Origin of the sequence: Streptomyces sp. NPDC087263 (genome assembly GCF_044744645.1) — a bacterium.
In the GTDB taxonomy this organism is placed as follows: domain Bacteria; phylum Actinomycetota; class Actinomycetes; order Streptomycetales; family Streptomycetaceae; genus Streptomyces.
Genome location: NZ_JBIUYT010000002.1, coordinates 190,409 through 214,797, shown reverse-complemented (window position 1 = coordinate 214,797; position 24,389 = coordinate 190,409). Strand labels below are relative to the sequence as shown.

Below are 24,389 nucleotides of genomic sequence, written 5' to 3'. Positions count from 1 at the left end.
ACTGCCATGCGCCGGACGGGACCGACAGCCCGTCCGGCGTGTGAGGACGACGGTCTGCCATCTCGATCCCCCACCCACCCGTGGAGGCGGTGCTTTTCAGCCCCGGGCGGGGGAGAGATCTTCAGCCCGTCCGGCGTGTGAGGACGAGCGCGTTCAGCGCGACAGCGGGGGTCTGGTGGGCGGCAGCCCCCAGGAACAAGGGACGGGCAGGGCGGAGGGGGCGAAAAACCCCACCCACCCCCGCCCCACCCGCACAGCCACTTCCCGTCACTGTCAGGTACCGTCGAAGTCATGAGGGCCGCACGCGCAAGAAGGCTCCCCGGACTGCTGAGCGTACTGACGCTCGCCGCCCTGGCACTCCTCACCGCCCAGGCCCCCACGGCCCACGCGGCCACCGACGTGGGCACGGTAGCCGCAGCCCTCCGCGAGTCCCCGGTGTACGTCGACCCCGCCGCCTCCGCCCAGCTCTCCACCGCGGAAGCCGACACCCTCGCGAAGAAGATCAAGACCGCGGACAAGCCCGTCTTCGTCGCGGTACTTCCCGCGGACTTCCCCACCCAGAACCTCTTCCAGAACCTCCGCACCGCCACCGGCATCACCGGCCTGTACGCGATCAGGCTCGGCGACCGCTTCGACGCCCGAGCCGACTCCGCGGTGATGTCCACCACCGCCGTACAGAACCTCCTCACCAGCGTCCAGAACAACGAGAACACCAACACCCAGCTGGACGACTTCACGGACCGCGCCCTCGCCAACATCGGCGGCGCGGCCCCCGCGAGCTGGGACTCCGGCAGCGCCGACGGCGCCGGCGTCTCCACAACCGCCCTGATCACGGTCGGCGCGGTGGCGGTACTCGGCGGCGCGGGCGCATACACGGTCGTACGACGGAACAAGCGCCGCAAGGCGGAGGAGCAGCGGGCGGCCCTCGACAAGCTCCGCGTGGTGGTGGACGAGGACATCACGGCGTTCGGCGAGGAACTGGACCGCCTCGACTTCCACCCCGCGGAAGCGGGCGCGGACGACTCGATGCGCGCGGACTACGAGCGCGCCCTGGACGCGTACGAGCAGGCGAAGTCGTCCATGGCCGCCGCCCAGCACCCACAAGACGTACGCGCCGTCACCAAGGCCCTGGAGGACGGCCGCTTCTCCCTCGCCGAGCTTGCCGCACGCCGCGAGGGCCGCCCGGTCCCCGAGCGCCGTGCCCCCTGCTTCTTCGACCCGCGGCACGGCCCCTCGGTCGCCGACGCGACCTGGACCCCGGCCGGCGGCGCGACCCGCGAGGTCCCGGTCTGCGCGGCGGACCGGGCCCGCCTGGCGGACGGCGCCGACCCGGCGATCCGCGAGGTGGACACCGAGTACGGCCGCCGCCCCTACTGGGACGCGGGCCCGGCCTACGGCCCCTGGGCGGGCGGCTACTTCGGCGGCGGCCTGCTGCCCGGCCTCCTCGTCGGCACGATGCTCGGCAGCATGATGGCCAGTCCCGCGTACGCGGCCGACTACGGCTCCGGTTACGGCGACTTCGGCTCCGCCGGATACGAAGGCGGCGATGTATCGGGCGCCGACTTCGACTCCGGCGACTTCAGCGGCGGATTCGGCGGTGGAGGCGGTGACTTCGGCGGCGGTGGAGGGGACTTCGGCGGCGGCTTCTGACGATGAGGCGGCCGCCGAAGTACCGAAGTACCGAAGTACCGAAGGGCCTCAGGCCGTTCCTGTCACTTGAACGCGGCGAGGTTACGCTCCGCCCACTGAGCGAACGTACGCCCCGGACGTCCGAGAATCCGCTCCATATCCGGGCTGACCCGCTGTTCCTCCGCAGTGGGTGTCCCCAGGATCCCGAGCGTGGCTTCCACGACCGGCTCGGGCATGAACGCGAGCATCTGCTCCCGTGCCTCGTCACGTGTCTGCTCGACGAACCGCACCGGCTCGCCCAGCGCGTCCCCGATCGCCGCGACCTGCTGCCGGGGCGAGACAGGCGCAGGCCCGGTCAGTGTGTACGTGCTGCCGCCGTGACCGGACTCCCGCAGCGTGACGGCGGCGACCTCGGCGATGTCGGCCGGGTCGATGGTCGGCAGCGCGACGTCACCGAACGGCGCGGCGGCCACCCGCCGCGCGCGAACCGGCTCGGCCCACGCGAACGCGTTGGAGTCGAAACCCCCCGGCCGAAGCACGGTCCACTCCAGCCCCGACCGCTTGATCGCCTCCTCCAGCTCCGGCGGATGCCGTAGCGTCCCGACGCCCTGAGACGAAAGAAAGACGATCCGTCGTACGCCCCCGACCCGAGCCGCGTCGAGGATCCCGCTCGGATCCCCGACAGTCGCGAACCATTCGCCGGAGATCAGCAGGAACAGCGCCTCGGCGCCGTCGAGCGCGGGCTCAAGGCTCTTGGGTTCACTCAGATCGGCCTGGATGTGGCGTACCCCCGTCGGCACGTCCGCCGCTGAAGCCCCGCGCGAGACGGCTGTCACCTGCTCGCCCGCCGCGGCCAGCGCCCGCACGAGCGGCCGCCCGACATTCCCCGTCGCTCCCGTTACCACGATCATGTTCACTCCCCAGTGACCCGTTTGACCTGCAGTGACCTGCCGGCCCAGCCCCTTGTGGGGCCTGATGAGAAGCTACTGGCGATGGCATAGTAGGTACCTAGAGGAAAGTAATGGGGAGAGGGGTCGATTGTGACCGACAGCACATGGCGGGCGATGGCGACGGACATGTCGATCGACCCGGAGGTGGCCTGTCCCATCGCCCCGGTCGTCGACATCGTCTTCAGCCGCTGGACGACCCCGATCCTGTGGTCGCTCAACGAATACGGGCGACATCGCTTCGTGGAGCTGGAACGCCGCATCACCAAGATCACGCCCAAGGTGCTGACCCAACGCCTGCGCCAGTTGGAACGAGATGGTCTCGTCGTGCGCACCTACCACCCCGAGGTCCCGCCCCGCGTCGAGTACGAGATCAGCCAACTGGGCCGCAGCCTGGCCCCACTCTTCGCCACGCTCGCCGACTGGGCCTCCGTCCACCTCGACAAGGTCGAGGACGCCCGCCAGGACTACGACGCCCGCTGAGTTCATGAGTTCATGAGTTCATGTGGCCCCGCAGGGCTTGGCGGAACCTGTGCCACCGCCCCACGATGAGAGCGTGACGAGTCTCTACGAACACGCGGGCGGCGACGATGCCTTGCACCGCCTGGAGGAGATCTTCTACGCGAAGGCGCTCGCGGACCCTGTCCTGCGCGAGGTGTTCCCACGCCGCGAACCGCATCACGTCGACCATCTGACCTGGTTCACCGCCGAGTCGTTCGGCGGCCCGGACCGCTTCACCCAGGAACTCGGCTTCGCGCACATCATCAACGTGCATCGGGGCCTGCGGATCACCGACGAACAGCGCGACCGCTTCGTGCAGGTCTATCTGGAGTCGCTCGACGAGGCGGACCTGCCCGACGACGAACTCTTCCGCACCGCCGTCCGCTCCCATGTCGAGTTCGGCTCGCGCGTCGCCCAGCAGAACTCCCTGGCCGAGACGGACCAGGAACTCCACCCACTCCGCGAAGTCCCGCACTGGGACTGGTAGTTCACCTAGGTCAGTCCTGTCGTCACATTCCCGTCGTCGCCCGGAGGGCGGCCTCGCGCCCGCTGCGGCAGCAGCCTGTGTCGCAGTAGGTGCGTGCTCTCGGTGTGCCGGGCGTGGGCTCTCGTACTGGACGTACTTGGGTCTGCGCCGGTGCGGCGAGAGTGCGTGCATGGCGTCGCGAGGCAGACGGGAATGTGACGACAGGACCTAGGGCGCCCCCAACGGCTCGCCGCCCGTACGCGGCACGACCAGCCCACTCTCGTACGCCGTCACCACCGCCTGTGTACGGTCACGCAGACCGAGCTTGGACAGAATGCGGCTGACGTGTGTCTTCACGGTCTCCTCGCCCACGTGCAGCCGCCGGGCGATCTCGGGGTTGGACAGGCCCTCCGCGATCAGCCGCAGCACCTCCGTCTCGCGTGGCGTCAACGCTCCGAGTGTCTTCCGTGCGGGCGTCCGGGGCTTCAGCCGGGCGAACTCGGCGATCAGACGGCGGGTGATGGCGGGCGCGAGCAGGGCCTCCCCGGCGGCGACGACCCGTACCGCCTCGAAAAGCCGCTCCGCGGTGACGTCCTTGAGGAGAAACCCGCTCGCCCCGGCAGCGAGAGCGTCGTACACGTGCTCGTCGAGGTCGAAGGTGGTGAGGATGAGCACCCGGGGAGGGCCCTGAGCGGCAGCCTCGCCAAGGCGTTCGCCAAGGCCCTCGCCGAGGCGCTCGGGAAGGCGCTCGGGAAGGCGCTCGCCAAGGCCCTCGGGAAGGCCCTCGAGCTCGCCCCCGCCCCCGCCCGTGAGCTTGCCCCGGTCCGTGAACTCACCCCCGCCCGTGGGGTCGTCCCGGCCCTTTTGCGCGTCAGAGCCCGCGCGCTCGGCGGTCGTCGCCTGTGCGGGCGTCGCCCGTGGGGCCATTTCCCGTGCAGCCGTTGCCTCGGGCGCCATCAGTTCGGCGGTCGCCTGGATCCCGTCCATGACCGGCATACGGACGTCCATGAGAACCACGTCGGGTCGCTCCGCCCGGCAGATCCGCACCGCCTCGGCGCCGTCGCGCGCGGTGCCGACGACCTTGAAGTCTGCCTGGGTGGCAAGGAGTCCGGCATATCCCGCACGCACGACCTCATGGTCATCGGCGACGACGATACGGATCGGCGCGGTGGCTTCGGCCCGAGTGGGGGTGCTCGTATGGGTCTCGGTCATACAAGGGCCTCCGCCCGTACGGGAAGCCGCGCCTCGACGAGGAACCCGCCGCCGGGTGCCGGGCCGGTACGGAGGGTGCCGCCGACCGTGGCGGCACGTTCGCGCATGCCGAGGAGCCCGTGGCCGGCGTCCGAGGTAGGGGAGACGTCCGAGGAATGGGAGACGTCTGAGCCCTGCGAAACGCCCGAGGCCTCCGAGTTGCTGGTGCCGATGGGCGGCCCCGGCCCGTTGTCTCGGACGCGGATCGCCAAGTCCTCGTCCGAATAATGGAGCTCGACATCGACGGCGGCACCCCGCGCATGCCGGCGGGCGTTCGTCAGGGCCTCCTGGACGATGCGGAACGCGGTGACCTCGATGCCCGGTTCGAGCGCGGCGACAGGGCCGCTGACGATCAACCGGGTACGGGAGCCGGAGGCGTCCCGGGAGTCGTCGATCAGCTCCATGAGCTGGCGCAGCCCGGGCTGCGGGCGCCGGGTGACACCCACGTCGGCGTCCTCCCGCAGCACCCCCAGCAGCCGCCGCATCTCCGTCAGCGCGCTCCGGGCGGTGTCCCCGATGGCGAGCAGCCGGGTGGCGCCGTCCGCGGGGAGCCCTGCCGTGGTCAGCCGGGCGGTCTCGGCCTGGACGGCGATCATCGAGATGTGGTGGGCGACGACGTCGTGCAACTCCCGCGCGATCCGTGCCCGTTCGCCGCGCGCGGCATGTGCGAGCAGGGTGTCCGCGAAGGCCCGCTCCGTCGCGCTGTGCGCGAGTGCGGCACTGCGGACGTGATGGGCGATGCCCGTCGCGGCCGCGGCGGAGGCGAGCGTGGTCACGAGCACGGCCATCACCCGGGTGGTGAGGTCGTCCTGGCTGGCGAGGGCCAGGACGACGTACGGCAGGACGAGCGCTCCGCTGAGCCGGGGTGCCCCGGCTCTCCCGAGCCAGTACACAGAAGCCAGTTGGGCCACTACCCCCGCCAGGGTCAGCGCCCGGAACGGCGTCAGCGCGAGCACTCCCGCGGAGGTCACCGCGACAGCGGCCCCGGCCCGCACCGCCACGGCACGGTCGGCCCCGAGCACGAAGGTGAGCGGAAGAGTGGTGCAGACCCCGAGCAGCAGGGCGAGCGCCAGATTCTCGCGCAGGCTTCCGACTCGGAGGAGAACCTCTGCGCAGGCGAGGAGAGCGAGGGCAACCGGGTACGTCACGGGGGCCGGGAAGCGCCGTAGCCGCTCCCACACCCCCGCGACTCCATCGCCGCGTCGCGCAGTGTCCTCGCTCATGCACGCCATTGTGCCGTCGGCGGCGCCGCAGCGCGTCACCCTGGGGTTTCTCCCCCGCACGGGGGACCCGGCAGGCGATCCGTCCCTCACGCCAGGGGCGCCGAAAACGGCTCCCTGGCGGGACGACTCGAAGCCCGCCGATCCCTAATCTCGCTGAGCATGAGTGACGCAACGATCGAAATCCAAGACCTGCGCAAGCGGTTCGGCCGGACCATCGCGGTGGACGGGCTGTCCTTCACGGTCGAGCCGGGGCAGATCACCGGTTTCGTAGGGCCGAACGGGGCGGGCAAGTCCACCACGATGCGGGCCGTGCTCGGCCTGGACGCCCCCGACGAGGGGCGCGCGCTCATCGGCGGCCGCCCGTACCACGCCCTGCGCTCCCCTCTGTTGGAGGTGGGCGCCCTGCTCGACGCGGCCGCGCTACACCCGAGCCGCCGCGGCCGCGACCATCTGCGCTGGCTCGCGCACTCGCACGGCCTGTCCCTGCGCCGCGTGGACGAGGTCCTCGAACAGGTCGGAATGGCCCAGGCCGCCCGACGCCGCGCAGGCGGCTACTCACTCGGCATGCGTCAACGTCTGGGTATAGCTGCCGCGTTGCTGGGCGACCCGCCGGTCCTCCTCCTCGACGAACCGGTCAACGGGCTCGACCCCGAGGGCATCCAGTGGATCCGCGGTTTCCTGCGCCGTCTGGCCGCCGAGGGCCGAGCCGTCCTGGTCTCCAGCCATCTCATGAGCGAACTGGAGGACACCGCCGACCACCTGGTCGTCATCGGCCGCGGCCGGCTCATCGCCGACACCGCCGTCGCCACCCTGCTCGCGGTCGCGTCCGGCGACCGGGTAGCCCTGCGTACGACCGCGCGCACCGAGGCGATGGAGCTGCTCGCCCGCGCGGGCGGCACGGTGGCCGTCACAGGCGCCGACACACTGACGGTCACCGGCCTGCCCGCGGAGCGGATCGTGGAGCTGCTCGGCGCGGCCCGGATCCCCTTCGCCGAAGTAGGCGCCCACCGGGCGACGTTGGAAGAGGCGTACATGGAGCTCACGCGACACGCGACCGAGTTCACCTCGGCCCCCGAGGGCGAGGTCACCCGATGACCTCTCCTTCTCCGACCATGGCCCCTTACCGCTCACAACTCCCGCCCACCCGCGAAGGATTCGGACGGCTGCTGCGCGCGGAGTGGTCCAAGTTCTGGACGGTGCGTGTCTGGGTGCTGGTGCTCGTCGTCGCGGCGGCGGTCACGGTCCTGATCTCGCAGCTCGCCGCGAGCGGCTCGTCGGTCGGTTCCGGCGGGGCGCCCGTCACCCTTGCCCCGGACGGCGCCCAGGTCACCGACAGCTTCCGCTTCGTCCATCAGCCCTTGACCGGTGACGGCAGCGTCACGGTCCGGGTGTCCGACCTGAAGGGGCTCGGCGGACGCGATCCGGAGCCCTGGGCGAAGGCCGGGATCATCATCAAGCAGAGCACGGAGGTCGGCAGCCAGTACACGGCCCTGATGGTGACCCCGGACCACGGCGTCCGCATGCAATGGAACTTCACCCAGGACAAGGCGGGCAGCGGCGCCTCCGGTGATCCGCGCTGGCTCCGTCTGACACGGACGGGGACGCAGTTGACGGGATATGAGTCCGCCGACGGCTCCGACTGGACGAAGGTGGGTTCGGTCACGCTGCCCGATCTGGCGGGGACGACCCAGGCAGGCCTGTTCGTCGCCACCCCGCTCCACAACAACCTGCGCCGTTCCTTCGGCGGCACCTCGGAGACGGCCGGCAGTACGAACATCACGGCGAGCTTCGACCACCTCGCCCTGGACGGCGGCACCAAGGGAGCGGCCTGGACCAGTACGGACGTGGGCGCCCCCGCCCCGAATGCCTCCGATCCGAACGCCTCCGGCGCCCCGCAGTCCGGCCCGGCGCACCGGGAGCCCGGCACCACCCAGGTATCGGCCGCCGGCCTCTACATCGTCGCCGGCACGGGCGACATCGCCCCGGAGCAGACCGGTCCCGACGTCATCCAGATGAGCTTCCAGGGCGTTTTCGTGGCCGTGGTGTTCATGGTGGCGCTGGGAGCCCTCTTCATCACGACCGAGTACAAACGCGGCATGATCCGTACGACGTTCACGGCGACCCCGCGCCGCACCCGCGTCCTGACGGCCAAGGCCCTGGTGATCGGCGGCGTCACGTTCGCCGTCAGCCTGGTGGCAACGGCCATCACCTTTCCGCTGGCCCAGAGCACCATGCGCTCCAACGGGTTCAAGCCCCCCGTGTATCCCGACCTCTCCCTCCTGGACAGCACGGCCCTGCGAGCGATCGTCGGCAGCGCTGCACTCCTGTCCCTGGTGGCGGTCCTCGCGCTCGCTGCCGGGGCGATACTCCGCAACAGCGCGGCCGCGATCACGGTCGTCGTGGTCCTCGTGATCCTCCCGCAGATCCTCGCCTTCGCCCTCCCTCTCCCGGTCGGGCAATGGCTGCTCAAGCTGACCCCGGCGGCAGCGTTCGCCGTCCAGCAGGGAGCGACGTACTACCCGCAGGTGGATCACAACTGCCTTCCGGAGAGCGGCTGTTACCCCCTCACTCCCTGGAACGGCCTCGCGGTCCTGTGCGCATACGTGGTCGTGGCTCTGGCGCTGGCCGCCTGGCGCCTGCGCAGGAGGGACGTATGACCTGGTCGTTCCACGCGGAGTGGACAAAACTCCGCACACTGCCCAGTAGTTGGCTTCTGCTGGCCGCGACCGTCGTCCTGACGGTCGCGGTGGGTACGGCCTCGGTGTCGGCGGTCACCACCCGGGACTGCCTCACGGCGGCCGCGTGCCACGAGGACACCGTGAAGCTCAGCCTCACGGGAGTCTGGCTCGGCCAGGCGACGATCCTGATCCTCGGAGCCCTGTCGATGGGAGCGGAGTACGGCACGGGCACGATCCGGGCGACGCTGACGGCGACACCCGGCCGTTCACGAGTCCTGGCGTCAAAGGCGGCCGTACTGGCCACGGCAACAGCGGCAGCAGGTGCTCTGGCCATCACCGCTTCCCTCTACGCGGCCCGCCTGATCCTCCCTGGCAACGGCTTCACTCCCGCCGAGGGCTACCCCCTCCTCACCCTCACCGACCCGACCACACTCCGCGCCGCCGTCGGCTCAGTGCTCTGCCTGATCCTCATAGCCGTCCTGGGCCTGGGCCTGGCAGTCCTCCTACGGGACACCGCGGGCGCGATCACGCTGGGCCTCGGCCTCCTGTACGTCGTGCCGCTCCTGGCCGACCTGCTCGGCTCCGCCACCTGGAAGGACCGCGTCGAGCGCTGGGCCCCCATGCCGGCCGGCATGGCCATCCAGGTAACCCGGGACCTCGCCCGACTCCCGATAGGCCCGTGGCCAGGGTTGGGCGTGCTGGCGGCGTACGCGCTGGGGCTACTACTGGTCGGCGCCGCGATATTCAGATGGCGCGACGCTTAAGGACACGTCCGACTGCTCATGCCGACGAGATAACGCCGCTTTCCGGCGACTTGACCGGCCGGACAGGCCCTAAGCCGCGCTCCGTCTGAGAATCAGCCCGCGTCCGGCAGCGCCAGCCACTCCTTCCAGGACAGGTCCCGGCCGATGAACCGAGGCTGCTCGAAGGGCCAGTCCCCGGCGATCCACCGAGGCACGAGCGAGTCCAGGTCCCGCTCCAACTCACTGCCCACGCGCTCATCCACGACCCACCAGGAGATCTCGGCATCGGCGCCGGCCTTCTCCGGAGGATCGATGTAGACACACCCGAATTCCTCGGTGCCCGCGTCATTGAGCAGCACGTAGTTGAAGGACTCATGGGCGGTGATCTCGGCCGCGTGCCGCTCCAGGTCCTTCTTGTTCGCCTCGTACGACATGGTTTCGGCGGGCCACCCCCACGCCTCGCCGAAAATGGACCACAGCCGCTCGCGCGAACCCATCACGGTCGGGTAGTCGATGTCCGCATCCGCCCCGCTGATGGGACGCAGGTGATACCCGCCCGGCAACTCGACGCGCAGGGGATGGACGAAGTCAGTGGGCAGCCAAGTCATGGACGGAGGCTAACTGCCACCCCAGGTCGACCGCACCGGGTTATTCCCCGGGACCGAGGAACCGCAGTCGGAACCGACGTTGCGGGTCGCGGGGGAGCGGGACCCCTGCAAGTGGGTGCTCCTTGGCGGCGGAGCCGGGAAATGCACACGCGTGCGAGCGATGGTCGCGAGGGTGGGCGCCCAGACATGGCACAGCGCCCGTCCTCTGGTTACCGGGGTATGAGAGGACGGGCGCTTCGAGGGTGCCGCAGGTGCGGGAGGCGTCGGCCGCGGAATCAGGCGGCGTTCTTGATCGCCGAGATGTCGAAGACCAGCTTGATCTTGTCAGAGACGAGGACGCCGCCGGTCTCCAGGGCCGCGTTCCAGCTGAGGCCCCACTCGGAGCGCAGGATCTCGGCCTTGCCCTCGAAGCCGACGCGCTGGTTGCCGAACGGGTCCGTGGCGGAGCCGTTGAACTCAAGCTCGATGGTGAGCGGTTTGGTGGTGCCGAGGATCGACAGCTCACCGGTGATCCGGTAGTCGTCGCCGCCCAGGGCCTCCGCCTCGGTGGAGCGGAAGGTCATCGTCGGGAACTCGTCCGTCTTGAAGAAGTCGGCGCTCTTCAGGTGGCCGTCGCGGTCCGCGGAGCCGGTCTCGACGCTCTCCATCTTGACGTCGATCGAGGCGGTCGACTTGGACGGGTCGGAGCCGTCCAGATGCAGTGTGCCCTCGAAGTCCTTGAAGCTGCCCTTGACGTTGGTCACCATCGCGTGGCGGGCGACGAAGCCGATCGTCGTGTGCGACGGGTCGAGCGTGTAGTCGCCGGTCAGCGCGGCCAGTTCGGGGTTCACCGCGACAGGGGTCGTGTCCGTGCCGGCGGCGGTGTCGGTCTTGCGGCCGAAGATGCTCATGGTGTGCTCCTTGGGGGACGGGTCGCGGTTTCGTCCGGAAGCCGCGACGCGAGGTGGTCGAGCGAGGCTGTTTAATCTTCAACGATGCCAACAAGGGGGAAGGTAGACCTATTCCATTCAAGTTTCAACATCATTCACCACGTGTTCGCAACGTTACGTTGCGTCACATCACCGCGCTCCGCAAGCGACTCCCCAGGGGTGTTCCAGAAGTGCCCCAGGGGTGCCCCTGGGGCAGCTGCAAGGTCGCCGCCCAGGTGGCTGTTCACTCCGGGGATGGCATGTGCTCCTCATGAATGTGAGGTGGCTCTCAGTTGGCGGGTTTGTCCGACCTCTACAAGGAAGAGGCCCCCTGAGCAGTCAGATCGCCTGCCTGAAGCAGTGGTTCTGTTGGGGGGTACCAGGAAAACGGCCCGGAGACTGTACGGAGTCGACGGCCCCCTTTCCTCGGTGGGCTTCGTAAGGTCGCTACATGACCGTTTTGGATGAGGCCGAATCCTCAGGATCCTCAGGCGAGCCCACGGATGCACGCGGGCGCGTGGCCGAGCTGCACGCGATCCGTGCGGAGGCGCTGCGGGGCCCCAGCGAGAAGGCGACCGCCGCGCAGAAGGCCAAGGGCAAGCTGACGGCGCGGGAGCGCATCGACCTGCTGGTCGATGCGGGTTCGTTCCAGGAGGTCGAGCAGTTGCGTCGGCACCGGGCGACGGGGTTCGGCCTGGAGGCCAAGAGGCCGTACACGGACGGTGTGATCACCGGCTGGGGCACGGTCGAGGGCCGGACGGTCTTCGTGTACGCGCATGACTTCCGTATCTTCGGCGGTGCGCTGGGTGAGGCGCACGCCACGAAGATCCACAAGATCATGGACATGGCCATCGCGGCCGGGGCGCCGCTGGTCTCCCTGAACGACGGCGCGGGAGCCCGTATCCAGGAGGGCGTCTCCGCGCTCGCCGGCTACGGCGGCATCTTCCAGCGCAACACCAGGGCCTCCGGGGTCATCCCGCAGATCAGCGTGATGCTGGGCCCCTGCGCGGGCGGCGCGGCCTACAGTCCCGCTCTGACCGACTTCGTGTTCATGGTCCGCGAGACCTCGCAGATGTTCATCACGGGCCCGGACGTCGTCAAGGCGGTGACGGGCGAGGAGATCACCCAGAACGGTCTGGGCGGCGCGGATGTCCACGCCGAGACCTCCGGTGTCGCGCACTTCGCCTACGACGACGAGGAGACCTGCATCGCGGAGGTCCGCTACCTCCTGTCGATGCTGCCGCAGAACAACCGCGAGAACCCCCCGGGTGTCGCGTCCGAGGACCCCACCGAGCGCCGCTCGGACGTTCTGCTCGACCTGGTTCCGGCGGACGGCAACCGTCCGTACGACATGACGAAGGTGATCGAGGAGCTCGTCGACGACGGCGACTACCTTGAGGTGCACGAGCGTTGGGCCCGCAACATCATCTGTGCGCTGGCCCGTCTCGGCGGCCAGGTCGTCGGCATCGTGGCCAACCAGCCGCAGTCCCTCGCGGGTGTGCTGGACATCGAGGCCTCCGAAAAAGCTGCGCGCTTCGTCCAGATGTGTGACGCTTTTAACATCCCGATCGTCACTCTCCTGGATGTCCCCGGGTTCCTGCCCGGTGTCGACCAGGAGCACGGCGGAATCATCCGGCACGGCGCGAAGCTGCTGTACGCGTACTGCAACGCGACGGTGCCGAGGATCTCGCTGATCCTGCGCAAGGCGTACGGAGGTGCGTACATCGTCATGGACAGCCAGTCCATCGGCGCGGACCTCACGTTCGCCTGGCCGACGAACGAGATCGCCGTGATGGGCGCGGAAGGCGCGGCCAACGTCATCTTCCGTCGCCAGATCGCCGAGGCTGAGGACCCCGAGGCGATGCGCGTGCGCATGGTCAAGGAGTACAAGGCAGAGCTGATGCACCCCTACTACGCGGCCGAGCGGGGTCTTGTCGACGACGTCATCGACCCCGCCGAGACCCGGGAAGTGCTCATCAGGTCCCTTGCGATGCTGCACTCCAAGCACGCGGACCTGCCCTCCCGCAAGCACGGCAACCCCCCGCAGTAACCCTGCGGATCCTCCGCGGCAGCGCCGCGGAAACCTCTCTCACGGAGACTGAACCCATGAACAACTCTGACATCCGCGTCGAGAAGGGCCACGCCGAGCCCGAGGAAGTCGCCGCCATCACGGCCATCCTGCTGGTTCGCGCGGCGGCTGCGCCCGCTTCCGCCACGTCTCACAACGCCGCCCGCCCCAAGGCCGGCTGGCGCCGCCTGGAGCGCGAGCCCGGCTTCCGGGCACCGCACAGCTGGCACTGACCCCTTCAGCGCGCACACGGCCCCGCTCTCCCTCCGGAGAGCGGGGCCGTGGCTGTTGGCGGGCGGTCCGGCCGCCTGGGGAGCCCACGACAACGGCCCCCGCTTCTCCGTACGGAGAAGCGGGGGCCGTTGTCCACTACCTGCCGTCCGCTACCGCAGACGGGCCATGAGCGCGTGCTCGACGAGCGTGATGAGCGCGCTCTTCGCGTCCGCGCGGTGGCGGGCGTCCGTCGTGATGATCGGAGCGTCCGGACCGATCTGGAGGGCCTCGCGGACCTCTTCCGGGTTGTACGGCTGGTTGCCGTCGAAGCCGTTGAGGGCGATGACGAACGGAAGTCCCGAGTTCTCGAAGTAGTCGACCGCGGGGAAGCAGTCGGCGAGACGACGGGTGTCCACGAGCACGATCGCGCCGATGGCGCCGCGGACCAGGTCGTCCCACATGAACCAGAAACGGTCCTGGCCCGGCGTACCGAACAGGTACAGGATCAGGTCCTGGTCCAAGGTGATGCGTCCGAAGTCCATGGCGACGGTGGTCGTCGTCTTGTCTCCGGTGTGCGTGAGGTCGTCGATGCCCGCGGACGCGGACGTCATGACGGCCTCGGTACGCAGCGGGTTGATCTCCGAGACGGCCCCGACGAACGTGGTCTTGCCCACGCCGAAGCCGCCCGCCACCACGATCTTCGCGGACGTGGTGGAGCGGGAAGGCCCTCCGCTAGAGCTTGCGAAGTCCACTGAGCACCCTTTCGAGCAAAGTCACGTCTGGCTGACCGCCGGCGTTCTCGTCACCGCCGGGCTGATGGATGGCGACCAGGCCCGCCTCTGCCAAGTCGGCGACGAGAATCCTGGCCACACCGAGAGGGATCGTCAGCAGCGCCGAGATTTCGGCCACCGACTTGATCTCCCGGCAGAGGTTGCAGATCCGCTGATGCTCGGGCAACTGGCCCTGCATCTGGTGCGGTTGTGCGGTGGTGTGCACCAGCGCCTCGATGGCGAGCTGGTAGCGGGGCCTGGTACGGCCGCCCGTCATGGCATACGGGCGTACCAGAGGGTTGTGCGTGGACCCGGCCGGTGACGGCTCGGGGTTGCGGCGCTGCGGCTGCACGGGCTGGATGCGCGGCGCCGACGGCTGGTCGTACGGAGAAGGCCCGGGACCCTGGGGTGCGTACGGCTGCTGGTGCCGGGGGGTCGGTGCGGAGGGGAAGTTGTACCGGTTCGGGTTCTGTGAACCATCGCCCTGGCCGCCCTGCCCCTGGCCGGGGCCGTACGACCAGTTGCCCGAAGACGAACCGTCTGGGGGTGTTGCCACTTTCTCCTCCTCCGACTGTGCCGGGCCCCATCACTGTGGGACCGCGTCCCGAAACCTTATGGCCTCGGGACACCAAGACGCACCGTCTGTCTGTTAGTTGAGAAGGCTCCCCTGGAGCTCTGCTCGAAGGTCGGGAGTCAGGACCGTACCGGCACGGTCCACCAGAAGTGCCATCTCGTACCCGACGAGACCGATGTCCGCCTCGGGGTGGGAGAGTACGGCGAGGGACGAACCATCGGAAACGGACATGATGAAGAGGAATCCCCGCTCCATCTCCACGACCGTCTGGTTCACATGGCCGCCCTCGAAGATGCGGGAGGCTCCTGCGGTCAACGAGGTCAGACCTGATGCGACGGCCGCCAACTGGTCGGCGCGGTCACGGGGAAAGCCTTCGGACATCGCCAGAAGGAGTCCGTCGGCGGAGACCACCACGGTGTGGGACACCCCAGGGGTGTTGTCCACGAAGTTGGTGATCAACCAGTTCAGGTTCTGCGCCGCCTGGCTCATCGGGCTCACACTAACGCTCCTGGTTGTAGGTGCTGTCAGGACCGAAGCCCTGGCCGTTCGTGTTCGTGTCACTACCTGCGTTGCGTCCCTGCTGTACGCCGCGGCGCAGGTTGCTCAGCCGGCCCCGGATGTCCTCCGGGGCGCGGGAGACCTGAGGGCCGCCCTGCGGGGTCGATTCGGCGGTTCCCTCGACCAGGTTGGCCTTCGGTACCCGCCGTGGCAGACCTGACGGGGTGACCCCGCCGGCCTTGGGCTTCTTGAGCTGCTCGGCGCGCTGCCACCGGTCGTCGTTGGACGAGCGCCAGTCGTCGGGGCCCTCCGTCGTGGTCGCCGGCGGAGTCTGGTCCTTCCGTTCCACGGCCCGCTGGCCGTTGCCTGTCGCGGCGGCACCGCGACGCGGGAGACCGGCGTCGGTCAAGGCGTGCGGGGCGGAAGGGGCAGGCCCCGGTCGGCCAAAGCCTACGCGGTCCTGCTCACCCGCGTCAGCGGTCTTCGAGGATTCCGCTTCCGGAGCGTACGCGGACCGGTACGCGTTCTGCTGCGCGTTCTGCTGCGGCCACTCCTCCTGGTAGGACGGCTCCGCGAAGGCCGAGAACGTCGCCGGGGCGGCGCTCCCGTTCCCCGTGTGTTCGTCCTGGACCGGCTCCGCATACGCGGGCTCCGGGTAGCCGCCGTTCGCCGGGAAATACGTCTCGTCGTACGACCCCTGCTGCGGCTCCTCGTACGCCGCCTGCTGGCCGTACGTCGCCTGCTGCTCCTCGTACGGGGCCTGCCCGTTCTCGTAGGGCGCCTGCCCGTTGTCGTACGAGGTCTGGCCGTTGTTGTACTGAGCCTGGCCGTTGTCATAGACGGCCTGCCCGTTGTCGTACGCGGGCTGCTGGGCCTCGAAGCCCTCCTGGTAGCTCGGAGCCTCCAGAGCCTCCGGCTGGCCCCCTGCCTGGGCCTCCAGGGCCGCACGGCGCTCCTCGCGCATCAGCGAGCGGCCCACGGGGTCCAACTCGCGTATGTCGTCCGGCACTTCGTAGCGGCTGTCGTCGAAGCCGAGCTCGGCGGCCGTCAGGGGCTGCTGGGCCTGGAACGGCTCGCCCTGGAAGGCCGGCGGCTGCGGCTGCAGCTGCTCCGGCATGATCTGCGAGACCGTGAACTCGTCGCGCTGGAGCTGCTGTTCGCCGCCGCCACCACCGTGGGTGATCGCGTCGGGAAGCATGACCAGGGAGGTCGTACCGGCCTGCTCGCCCGAGGGGCGGAGCTGGACGCGGATGCCGTGCCGATCGGACAGCCGGCCGACCACGAACAGACCCATGCGCTGCGAGATCGCGGCGTCCACGGTCGGCGGGTTGGCCAGCTTGTGGTTGATGTCCGCGAAGTCCTCGGCGGTGAGGCCGATGCCCTTGTCGTGGATCTCGACCATGATGCGGCCGTCCGGGAGACGGGTCGCGGTGACACGGACCTTGGTCTGCGGGGAGGAGAACGTCGTGGCGTTCTCCAGGAGCTCGGCGAGCAGGTGCACGAGGTCGGTCACGGCGCGGCCGTGGATCTCGGCCTCCGGGACGCCGGAGAGCTCGACGCGCTCGTACTGCTCCACCTCGGAGGAGGCGGCGCGCAGGACGTCCACGAGGGGCACCGGCTGGTCCCAGCGGCGACCCGGCTCTTCGCCGGCGAGGACCAGGAGGTTCTCGCCGTTGCGGCGCATACGGGTCGCGAGGTGATCCAGGCGGAAGAGGTTCTCCAGCTGGTCCGGGTCGGCCTCGTTGTTCTCCAGGTCGGTGATCAGGGTCAGCTGGCCCTCGATCAGGGACTGGTTGCGGCGCGACAGGTTGGTGAAGATCGCGTTGATGTTGCCTCGCAGGAGGGCCTGCTCGGCGGCCAGTCGTACGGCCTCACGGTGGACCTGGTCGAAGGCGCGGGCGACTTCGCCGATCTCGTCCGTGGTGGTGATCGGGATGGGCTGTACGCGGGTGTCGACGCGTCCCGGGTCGGTGCGCGAGAGCTGGTCGACCAGCATCGGCAGGCGCTGCTCGGCCACGTTGAAGGCCGCGTTGCGCAGCTGGCGCATCGCGCGGCTCATCTGGCGGGCGACCATGCCGGCCAGGATGAACGCGGCGAGCAGGGCGATCACGACGGCGGCACCGGTGATGATGGCGTCGCGCTTGGCGCTGTCGGAGATGTCGGAGGCCTCGGCCACGGCCTTGTCGGTCAGATCCGACTCGATCGTGCGGTAGGCGTTGTACTTGCCGGTGTTGACCGCCCAGTAGTTGTCCGCGGTGATGCCCTGCGAGGCGAGCGCGTCGCGGGCGCTCTGGTCCGTGGACGAGAGCGTCGCGAGGGCCGCGACCATCGCGGTGTCCCCGGACGGCGGGGGCACATAGGTCTGGCCCTGGGCCGCTGCGGCCTCGGCGGCGGCCTTGGCCTGGACCGCACCGTCGGCCTTGAGCTTCGTCTGGGCGGCATCGAGCTTGGCCGCGTCGGCCTCGGTGCCGCCGCCGATGTACTCCTCGACACAGATGCCCTCGAGGTAGGCGTACGAGGAGAGGGCGACGCGCTGCTTGGCGAGGTCGGTCGCGGTGGGGCCGGGTTTGATCAGCATGTGCATGCCGATGGACCGCTGTAGTGACGCGGACGCCTTGGCGAGCGAGATCGCGTAGACCGTACGGCCGTAGCTGGTGATGTTTCCGGTGCCCAGACCGAGTTCGTTGGAGAACTCCAACAGCGGGTGCTGGATCTGGGTGTAGCCCTCTTCGGTCTGTACGCCGGTGAGGGCGGAGGTGTACGCGGCCTTGCGCAGGGTGGCGAGGCCGGGCTCGACCTTGCGGAAGATCTCGAGGCGGCGCTGTAGGCCGGCCGTCTGCGGCATGTTCTGGGCGGCCTCGTCGAAGGCGTCGGCCGCCGCGTCCGTGGCCGCACGGGCCTTCACGACGGTCGCGTCCTTCTCGCCCTTGCCGGTCAGCAGCGGCACGGCGCTCACATCGCGCTCGACGTACAGCTTGTCGCCGTAGGTCAGTGCGGCCTGCACCAGACGTGCCGTCTTCTCGGCGTTCTCGGCCTCCTGCCAGGTGTCGATCGAGCTCCTCACCTGGAAGCCGCCCATGACCAGGCCGACCACCACAGGGATGAGCAGAATCGCGTTCAGCCTGGTCGGCACGCGCCAGTTGCGCGGGGAGAAACGACTGCCGCTCGGCGCGGGTACCGGCGTGGGCTCCTGGGAGCCGGGCATTTGTGCGGACGCCGCGACACGCGGCGGCGGGGTGAAGTTGCCCCGTGCCGACGGCTCGGGACCGTTCTTGCTTCGCCTCACTCGACCAAAACCTCTCGGCGTCGGCACCTACGTTGTGCCGCGGTGTCTCCGGCGCCCTTGACTACTGGGCAGGTCAGCGCATTCCAGCACGTCACTCGGCGCCCTTCCAAACACTCGGAACCCATGATTCCAGGTGAGGTAAGCCCCAGATAAAACGGTCATAAAGAACGAGCCCCGCCAAAAGGCGGGGCCTTTGTGAGCACAGCGGTACCGGGTGAACGCGATGCGTGTCGGTGCCCGTGAAATTCTCTGTCGAAACGTTATGAACACTGTCGCCGACCGTGTCAAACGACACAGCCGGCTCCAGAGCGTCTACGACAACTGCCCTATGGAACTGTCGACTTGTGGACCGGGACAAGCGCACCATCCGTTGCCCCGGACCTGTTGTCCGCTACCGCAGCCGCGCCATCAGCGCGTGCTCCACGAGAGTGATCAGCGCAGACTTGGCGTCCGCGCGGTGGCGGGCGTCCGTCGTGATGATCGGAGCGTCCGGACCGATCTGGAGGGCCTCGCGGACCTCCTCGGGGTTGTACGGCTGGTGCCCGTCGAAGCCGTTGAGGGCGATGACGAACGGGAGACCCGAGTTCTCGAAGTAGTCGACCGCGGGGAAGCAGTCGGCGAGCCGCCGGGTGTCGACCAGTACCACCGCGCCGATGGCGCCGCGGACCAGGTCGTCCCACATGAACCAGAAACGGTCCTGACCCGGCGTACCGAACAGGTACAGGATCAGGTCCTGGTCCAGGGTGATGCGTCCGAAGTCCATGGCCACCGTGGTGGTGGTCTTGTCCCCGGTGTGGGTGAGGTCGTCGATGCCCGCGGACGCGGACGTCATGACGGCCTCCGTGCGCAGCGGGTTGATCTCCGAGACGGCGCCCACGAACGTGGTCTTGCCGACGCCGAAGCCACCCGCCACCACGATCTTCGCGGAGGTGGTCGCCCGGCCTCCGTCAGAGCTTGCGAAGTCCACTGAGCACCCTTTCGAGCAAAGTCACGTCCGGCGCGCCGCCGTTGCTCTCGTCGCCGCCCGGCTGATGGATGGCGACGAGTCCGGCCTCGGCGAGGTCCGCGACAAGGATCCGTGCCACACCCAGTGGCATGGACAGAAGTGCCGATACCTCGGCGACGGACTTCACCTCACGGCACAGGTGGCAGATCCGCTGGTGCTCGGGGAGCAGCCCCATCAGCTGCGCCGGGTCGGCCGTGGTGCTGATCAGTGCCTCGATGGCGAGCTGGTAGCGCGGCCGCGTCCGGCCGCCGGTCATCGCGTAGGGACGTACCAGCGGCTGGTCGCCCTCGTCCTCGTACGTATGTGCGTACGGATCATGAGAGGCGTTGGGCGGGGTCATGAATCCTCCGGGCGGGACAGCAGGTGAGTCAGTCGTGCCGTCTGTTGAGGCCGGTGGGGGGAGATCGTGTCGGCCGGACGGTGATTTCGTGCTGTGGGTGGAACCCAGGGCGATTAGTGGAGCAGACTTCCCTGTAGTTCGGCGCGCAGGTCCGGCGTGAGCACTGCGCCCGCGCGGTCGACGAGCAGCGCCATCTCGTAGCCGACAAGGCCGATGTCGCAGTCCGGGTGGGAGAGAACCGCCAGGGACGATCCATCCGAAACGGACATCAGGAAAAGAAACCCGCGCTCCATCTCCACGACTGTCTGAGCCACCGAACCGCCCTCGAAGATCCGGGATGCCCCGGCCGTCAGCGAGGTGAGCCCGGACGCGACCGCCGCGAGCTGGTCGGCGCGGTCGCGCGGGAAGCCTTCGGACATCGCCAGAAGGAGACCGTCGGCGGACACGACGACGGTGTGGGACACCCCCGGGGTGTTGTCCACGAAGTTGGTGATCAACCAGTTCAGGTTCTGTGCGGCCTGGCTCATCTGACTCAACTAGTGCTCCTGCTGGTGAGTGGGGCTGGGGAAGCTACCGGTCTGGCCGGTGCCGGCCTGGCGACCCTGCTGAATGCCCCGACGGAGATTGGTCAGCCGGCCGCGTACGTCATCGGGCGCACGCGAGACCTGCGGACCGGTTTGGTGCGTTTGCTGCTGTGCCGTACCCGCGACGAGGTTGGCTCGCGGGACGCGGCGCGGCAGGCCTGAGGTGGTGACTCCGCCAGCCGACGGCTGACGGACGCGTTCTGCCTGCCGGACGAGGTCGTCGTTCGGCGAGGTGCGCCAGGACGCCGGGGAGGCGGCCGGCGCGGCGGCGGGCCGCGGCGGAACCACGGGTGCCGCCTGCGCCTGCGGCTGCGGGGCCGGGGGCGGCACCTGCGAGCCGTTGGTCTGGTTCTGGGCTGCTGCCGCCGCGGCCTGCTGACCGTGGAACCAGTTGGTCTCCAGCGTGTCGTACAGCGGAGTACGTCCGTCACCGGGGCCCGCCGGCGGCAGGGCCTCGGGCTCCGCCGGCGGCACGGGCCGCTGCGGAGGCGCCGCCGACCGCGGCGGTACCTGCGGCCGCTCGAACTGGCCGGTGGACGAAGGGCCCTGGCCGTTGCCGTACCCGGGAGTCGCGAACTGGCCGGTGGACGACGGGTCCTGGGGGGAGCCGTAGCCCGGGGTGGCGAACTGGCCCGTGGCGGACGGCGGGTTCTGACCCGCGGAACCGAAGACATCCGGGCGGACGAACTGACCGGAGTTCTGTACGGGGTTCTGACCCGAGTACTGCCCGGGGTTCTGCGTCGGAACGGCACCGGGGCGCGGAGCGTCGAAGTCGGGGCGGGCGAACCCCGAGGTGGCGGCGGGACCTTGACGGTCGTCGATCCGCGGAAACTCCGAGGTGGCAGCAGTGGCAGCCGGGCTCTGACGGTCGTCGTAGCGCGGCATGCGCGAGGTGGAGTCGGGATCCTCGTGGCCACGCGGGGTGTCGAGGGATGCGCGCGGTACGGGCGGCTGGGCGTTGTCGTCGCTCCAGCTCGGCCGCGACTGCGTGTTGCCACCGGGGAGTTCGGCGCGTGCGCCACCACGGCCCGGCAGCTGCGGCCTGCGACGGCTGCCCTTGCCGGCCGACGGCTGCTGCGGTGGTGCGGTCGGGGGGCCGCTCTGCCGTGCGCCCGGCGCGTCGCCGAAACCGCTCTGCCGGTTGCCGGACGCGTCACCGAACCCGCCCTGACGGGCGCCGGATCCGTCGCCGAAGCCCTGTGTGCCGGTTCCCGCGGCCTGTAGGCCCTGCGGTGCACCCGGCGCGCTCTGCCCGAAGGCGTTGACACCGGCACCGGCCGGAGCGGGCCTGCCCTGCGGCGGATTGCCCGGACCCTGCGGTCCACGCGGTGCGCCCGGGCGACCGCCCTGGCTGCCGGGGAGTGCGGCACGCGGACCCTGGCCCGCGCCGACCTGCCCACGCTGCGGCGGGGCACCGACACGACCGGGGTTGCCGCCGCCACCGAGGGCCGGACCGCCGTTGCCGCGGCGGGCCGCGGCGACACCGGCGGAGGCCTGCGAGGCGGCCGGACCGGCGCCCTGACCCGGCTTGTTCGGAACCTTCTTGCCGCCCTGGGCGACATCGACGGGAAGCATGACGAGGGCGGTCGTGCCGCCGGAGTCGGACGGGCGCAGCTGGATACGGATGCCGTGGCGCTGGGACAGACGACCGACCACGAACAGACCCATGCGGCGCGACACCGAGACGTCCACGGTGGGCGGCGAGGCGAGCCGCTCGTTGATCGCCGCGAGGTCCTCGGGGGAGAGGCCGATACCGGTGTCGTGGATCTCGATCAGCACGCGGCCGTCGGGCAGCGCGTGACCGGTGACCTTGACCTTGGTCTGCGGGGAGGAGAACGAGGTGGCGTTCTCCAGCAGCTCGGCGAGCAGGTGCACGAGGTCGTTGACCACACGGCCGGCCACTTCGGTGGTCGGCACGGAGGACAGCTCAATGCGCTCGTACTGCTCCACCTCGGAGGCGGCGGCGCGGAGCACGTCGACCAGCGGGACCGGGCGGGTCCAGCGACGGCCGGGCTCTTCACCGGCGAGCACCAGCAGGTTCTCACCGTTACGGCGCATGCGGGTCGCGAGGTGGTCGAGCTTGAAGAGCGAGGACAGCTGGTCCGGGTCGGCCTCGCGGGACTCCAGTTCGGAGATGAGCGAGAGCTGACGCTGGATGAGGCCCTGCGAGCGGCGCGAGAGGTTGGTGAACATCGCGTTGACGTTGCCTCGTAGGAGGGCCTGCTCGGCGGCCAGTCGTACGGCCTCGCGGTGCACGTCGTCGAAGGCCGCGGCGACCTGGCCGATCTCGTCCCGGGAGTGCACACCGACCGACTCGACGGAGGTGTCGACGTCCTGCGGGTCGGACTCGGAGAGCTGCTTGACCAGCTCGGGCAGCCGCTCCTGGGCGACCTTGGTCGCGGTGTCCTGGAGCCGGCGCAGCGAGCGGATCATGGACCGGGCCACGACGAAGGCGCCGACCAGCGAGACACCGAGGACGAGGAGGATCAGCGCACCCGAGATGATCGCTTCACTCTCGGCCGCGTTGCGCAGCTCACGGGCCTTCTGCTCCATCTCGCCGAGCAGCGTGGTCTCGATGTTGGACATCTGCCCGAGCTTGGTCGAGTCGTCGTCGACCCAGTCCAGATATGAGCGCTTGTCCCGCGTCGCCAGACCGTTCTTGCTGGCCAGCACACGCCTGGCGTAGTCGTCGGCCGCCTCGATGGTCGGGTTGCCGCTCTCGATGGGCTTGAGGAGCTCCGCGGAACCTTCTCCGTAGATGCTCTCGAAGCTGCTGAGGTCGGACTCCTGGCTCTGCTGCGCCGAGAGCGCGTACTGCCGGTCGTTCTCGGACAGGTTGCCGAAGGTCGTGTTGCTCTCGGGCAGCGCGGCGGCGATGACCGCGCGCTGGACGGAGGCGTACTCCTTGGCCGAGGAGAAGGCCGCCAGCGCACGCGTGCGCTGGATCATCTCCGGGTTGCTGGTGGCCTCGGCCATGTCCTGCGAGAGGTCGAGGAGCTGGGTGATGACGCGGTGGTACGCCTCGACCGTCTGCGTGGAGTTGTTGGGCTCGTCGTAGGCGTCGCTGCGGATGCTGGTGAGCTTCTGCAGTTCGCGCGTCAGGCCGACGAGGCTGTCCCGAACGCCGGTGAGCTGGCTGTCCGCGCTGGAGTCGTCGATCTCCTGGACGCCCTCGAGGAAGTTCTTCTTCGCGATGTCGGTGGCGTCGCGGACGCCCTTGACCGTGGGGGAGGTGGCCGGGGTGCCGTGCACCAGCGGCCCCGCCGTCGTGTCGCGCTCCTTCTGGAGCGCGGCCGAGAGCTCGGTCGCCTGCTTGGTGATGTCGGTGAGCAGCTTCATGTTGTCGAGCTGCTGGATGTCGTCCATCGACTGGTTGATGCGCAGTGCGCCGAGCGAGGTCGCGGCGACCACGGGGAGCGCGAGCAGCGAGACCAGACGTGTGGAGATGCGCCAGTTGCGCAGGGCTATTCGCGAGCCGGTGCCCGTCGGGCCCTTCGGATTCCTCGCGGCCGGTTTGGCGGGAGCCGTCGCGCCGGGGCGCGCGGAACGCTCACCGCTGCCGCCGACCTGTGCCGGTCCCGGGTTCTGGGCGTGCTGGGGCGAGGAACTGCCTTTAGTGGGGCCAGTCCCGCCGTGCGGCTCCGGCTCCGCCGGAGCGCTGCCATCCCTCTTGAATCGTCCCTGCACTAGCGTCGCAACCTCTGGACCAGGCGCCCCTCCGTGAAAACGGTGGGACGGTGTCGGCGTCGTTCAGGGGCGCAGATGCGCCCCCTGGTGGTCGTCAGTGACCGGCGCTGGATCCCCTTTCCCGCCGCCACTCGGCGCTGCGTTGCGCCCCCTGCGCGCCGGTTCGATCCCGCGGCGGTCCGTGGAATTCCAGCACAGTGCCGGATCTCCAACAAGGGCCGAGTACCAGGCTGTGACCTCCGTGACAGCTTGTGAGGGCTGCGTCACGAGACGTAGAAAGTGATCCCGTACATAACGGACTTATGCCTACGAGGTGTTGGAGTGCTCCGGGTGTCCCAGTCGACATGATCGGGAGCGGAATGTCGGCTTCCGTGGAGCAATGTCTGTTTCGCCGGGTCGGACCCGCGGC

General features: G+C 69.5%; 20 protein-coding genes and 2 pseudogenes. 8 read left to right on the top strand and 14 right to left on the bottom strand.

From position 1 onward, the window contains the following. Positions 1–291 precede the first annotated feature (291 nt). Positions 292–1,650, top strand: a complete 1,359-nt coding sequence (locus ACIPC1_RS06225) for a hypothetical protein (protein WP_402513735.1) — start codon at positions 292–294, stop codon at positions 1,648–1,650. 62 nt (positions 1,651–1,712) lie between these two features. On the opposite strand, the gene ACIPC1_RS06220 is transcribed toward ACIPC1_RS06225, so the two are convergent. Further along, a complete protein-coding gene (locus tag ACIPC1_RS06220) occupies positions 1,713–2,540 on the bottom strand; it encodes an NAD(P)H-binding protein (protein ID WP_402513734.1) in 828 nt (275 codons plus the stop codon). 153 nt (positions 2,541–2,693) lie between these two features. Between ACIPC1_RS06220 and ACIPC1_RS06215 the strand changes: the two genes are divergently transcribed. Together ACIPC1_RS06215 and ACIPC1_RS06210 are read left to right on the top strand one after the other, a co-directional pair. After that, entirely contained in the window at positions 2,694–3,059 is a 366-nt protein-coding gene (locus tag ACIPC1_RS06215; protein ID WP_402514811.1) for a winged helix-turn-helix transcriptional regulator, read from the top strand. Between the two features lie 73 nt (positions 3,060–3,132). Further along, entirely contained in the window at positions 3,133–3,564 is a 432-nt protein-coding gene (locus ACIPC1_RS06210) for a group II truncated hemoglobin (RefSeq protein WP_402513732.1), read from the top strand. A 207-nt stretch (positions 3,565–3,771) separates the two neighbouring features. On the opposite strand, the pseudogene ACIPC1_RS06205 reads toward ACIPC1_RS06210, so the two are convergent. From ACIPC1_RS06205 to ACIPC1_RS06195, 3 genes and pseudogenes are all read right to left on the bottom strand, one after another. After that, positions 3,772–4,221: pseudogene (locus ACIPC1_RS06205) on the bottom strand (LuxR C-terminal-related transcriptional regulator); the annotation flags it as partial. Positions 4,222–4,506: 285 nt separating this feature from the next. Beyond that, positions 4,507–4,755 (bottom strand): annotated as a pseudogene (locus ACIPC1_RS06200) (response regulator transcription factor); the annotation flags it as partial. Then, positions 4,752–6,017, bottom strand: coding sequence for a sensor histidine kinase (locus ACIPC1_RS06195; protein WP_402513730.1), 1,266 nt, complete (start codon positions 6,015–6,017; stop codon positions 4,752–4,754). The gene ACIPC1_RS06195 and the pseudogene ACIPC1_RS06200, both read right to left, overlap by 4 nt. A 159-nt stretch (positions 6,018–6,176) precedes the next feature. Between ACIPC1_RS06195 and ACIPC1_RS06190 the strand changes: the two genes are divergently transcribed. Genes ACIPC1_RS06190 through ACIPC1_RS06180 form a run of 3 tightly spaced genes read left to right on the top strand, consistent with a single transcriptional unit; the run spans position 6,177 to position 9,459 of the window. Beyond that, positions 6,177–7,112: an ABC transporter ATP-binding protein gene (locus tag ACIPC1_RS06190; RefSeq protein WP_402513729.1), complete on the top strand. Its 936-nt coding sequence runs from the start codon at positions 6,177–6,179 to the stop codon at positions 7,110–7,112. Next, positions 7,109–8,674, top strand: a complete 1,566-nt coding sequence (locus tag ACIPC1_RS06185; protein WP_402513727.1) for an ABC transporter permease subunit — start codon at positions 7,109–7,111, stop codon at positions 8,672–8,674. The genes ACIPC1_RS06190 and ACIPC1_RS06185 overlap by 4 nt, the downstream gene beginning before the upstream one ends. After that, positions 8,671–9,459, top strand: coding sequence for an ABC transporter permease (locus ACIPC1_RS06180; RefSeq protein ID WP_402513725.1), 789 nt, complete (start codon positions 8,671–8,673; stop codon positions 9,457–9,459). Before ACIPC1_RS06185 ends, ACIPC1_RS06180 begins: the two co-directional genes overlap by 4 nt. A gap of 92 nt (positions 9,460–9,551) precedes the next feature. Here ACIPC1_RS06180 and ACIPC1_RS06175 read toward each other — a convergent pair whose 3' ends face one another. Together ACIPC1_RS06175 and ACIPC1_RS06170 are read right to left on the bottom strand one after the other, a co-directional pair. Continuing rightward, on the bottom strand, positions 9,552–10,046 hold the full coding sequence (locus ACIPC1_RS06175) for an N-acetyltransferase (RefSeq protein WP_402513722.1): 495 nt from the start codon (positions 10,044–10,046) through the stop codon (positions 9,552–9,554). Positions 10,047–10,321: 275 nt separating this feature from the next. Further along, the gene (locus ACIPC1_RS06170; RefSeq protein WP_402513720.1) at positions 10,322–10,936 is read right to left on the bottom strand and encodes a YceI family protein; all 615 of its coding nucleotides are present in this window, start codon (positions 10,934–10,936) and stop codon (positions 10,322–10,324) included. A 469-nt stretch (positions 10,937–11,405) separates the two neighbouring features. Here ACIPC1_RS06170 and ACIPC1_RS06165 point away from each other — a divergent pair, with 469 nt between their 5' ends. Further along, the gene (locus ACIPC1_RS06165) at positions 11,406–13,004 is read left to right on the top strand and encodes an acyl-CoA carboxylase subunit beta (RefSeq protein WP_402513718.1); all 1,599 of its coding nucleotides are present in this window, start codon (positions 11,406–11,408) and stop codon (positions 13,002–13,004) included. A gap of 56 nt (positions 13,005–13,060) precedes the next feature. Then, on the top strand, positions 13,061–13,255 hold the full coding sequence (locus tag ACIPC1_RS06160; protein WP_402513717.1) for an acyl-CoA carboxylase subunit epsilon: 195 nt from the start codon (positions 13,061–13,063) through the stop codon (positions 13,253–13,255). 150 nt (positions 13,256–13,405) lie between these two features. Here the strand turns inward: ACIPC1_RS06160 and ACIPC1_RS06155 are convergent, their stop codons facing one another. The 8 genes from ACIPC1_RS06155 to ACIPC1_RS06120 form a co-directional block, all read right to left on the bottom strand. Beyond that, positions 13,406–13,987: an ATP/GTP-binding protein gene (locus ACIPC1_RS06155; protein WP_103554950.1), complete on the bottom strand. Its 582-nt coding sequence runs from the start codon at positions 13,985–13,987 to the stop codon at positions 13,406–13,408. After that, the gene (locus ACIPC1_RS06150) at positions 13,968–14,561 is read right to left on the bottom strand and encodes a DUF742 domain-containing protein (RefSeq protein WP_384379042.1); all 594 of its coding nucleotides are present in this window, start codon (positions 14,559–14,561) and stop codon (positions 13,968–13,970) included. Before ACIPC1_RS06150 ends, ACIPC1_RS06155 begins: the two co-directional genes overlap by 20 nt. Before the next feature lie 93 nt (positions 14,562–14,654). Continuing rightward, positions 14,655–15,068, bottom strand: a complete 414-nt coding sequence (locus ACIPC1_RS06145) for a roadblock/LC7 domain-containing protein (RefSeq protein WP_384379066.1) — start codon at positions 15,066–15,068, stop codon at positions 14,655–14,657. Positions 15,069–15,078: 10 nt separating this feature from the next. Further along, positions 15,079–18,363, bottom strand: a complete 3,285-nt coding sequence (locus ACIPC1_RS06140; RefSeq protein ID WP_402513715.1) for a nitrate- and nitrite sensing domain-containing protein — start codon at positions 18,361–18,363, stop codon at positions 15,079–15,081. A gap of 391 nt (positions 18,364–18,754) precedes the next feature. Next, positions 18,755–19,330 carry an ATP/GTP-binding protein gene (locus tag ACIPC1_RS06135; RefSeq protein ID WP_028802395.1) on the bottom strand — a complete coding sequence of 192 codons (576 nt, stop codon included), beginning with the start codon at positions 19,328–19,330 and terminating at the stop codon, positions 18,755–18,757. Beyond that, a complete protein-coding gene (locus ACIPC1_RS06130) occupies positions 19,311–19,709 on the bottom strand; it encodes a DUF742 domain-containing protein (protein ID WP_384379036.1) in 399 nt (132 codons plus the stop codon). Before ACIPC1_RS06130 ends, ACIPC1_RS06135 begins: the two co-directional genes overlap by 20 nt. 113 nt (positions 19,710–19,822) lie before the next feature. Beyond that, on the bottom strand, positions 19,823–20,236 hold the full coding sequence (locus tag ACIPC1_RS06125; RefSeq protein ID WP_355761633.1) for a roadblock/LC7 domain-containing protein: 414 nt from the start codon (positions 20,234–20,236) through the stop codon (positions 19,823–19,825). 9 nt (positions 20,237–20,245) lie between these two features. Beyond that, positions 20,246–23,980 (bottom strand): nitrate- and nitrite sensing domain-containing protein, encoded by a 3,735-nt coding sequence (locus ACIPC1_RS06120; protein ID WP_402513713.1) that lies wholly within the window; start codon positions 23,978–23,980, stop codon positions 20,246–20,248. Between the last annotated feature and the right edge of the window lie 409 nt (positions 23,981–24,389).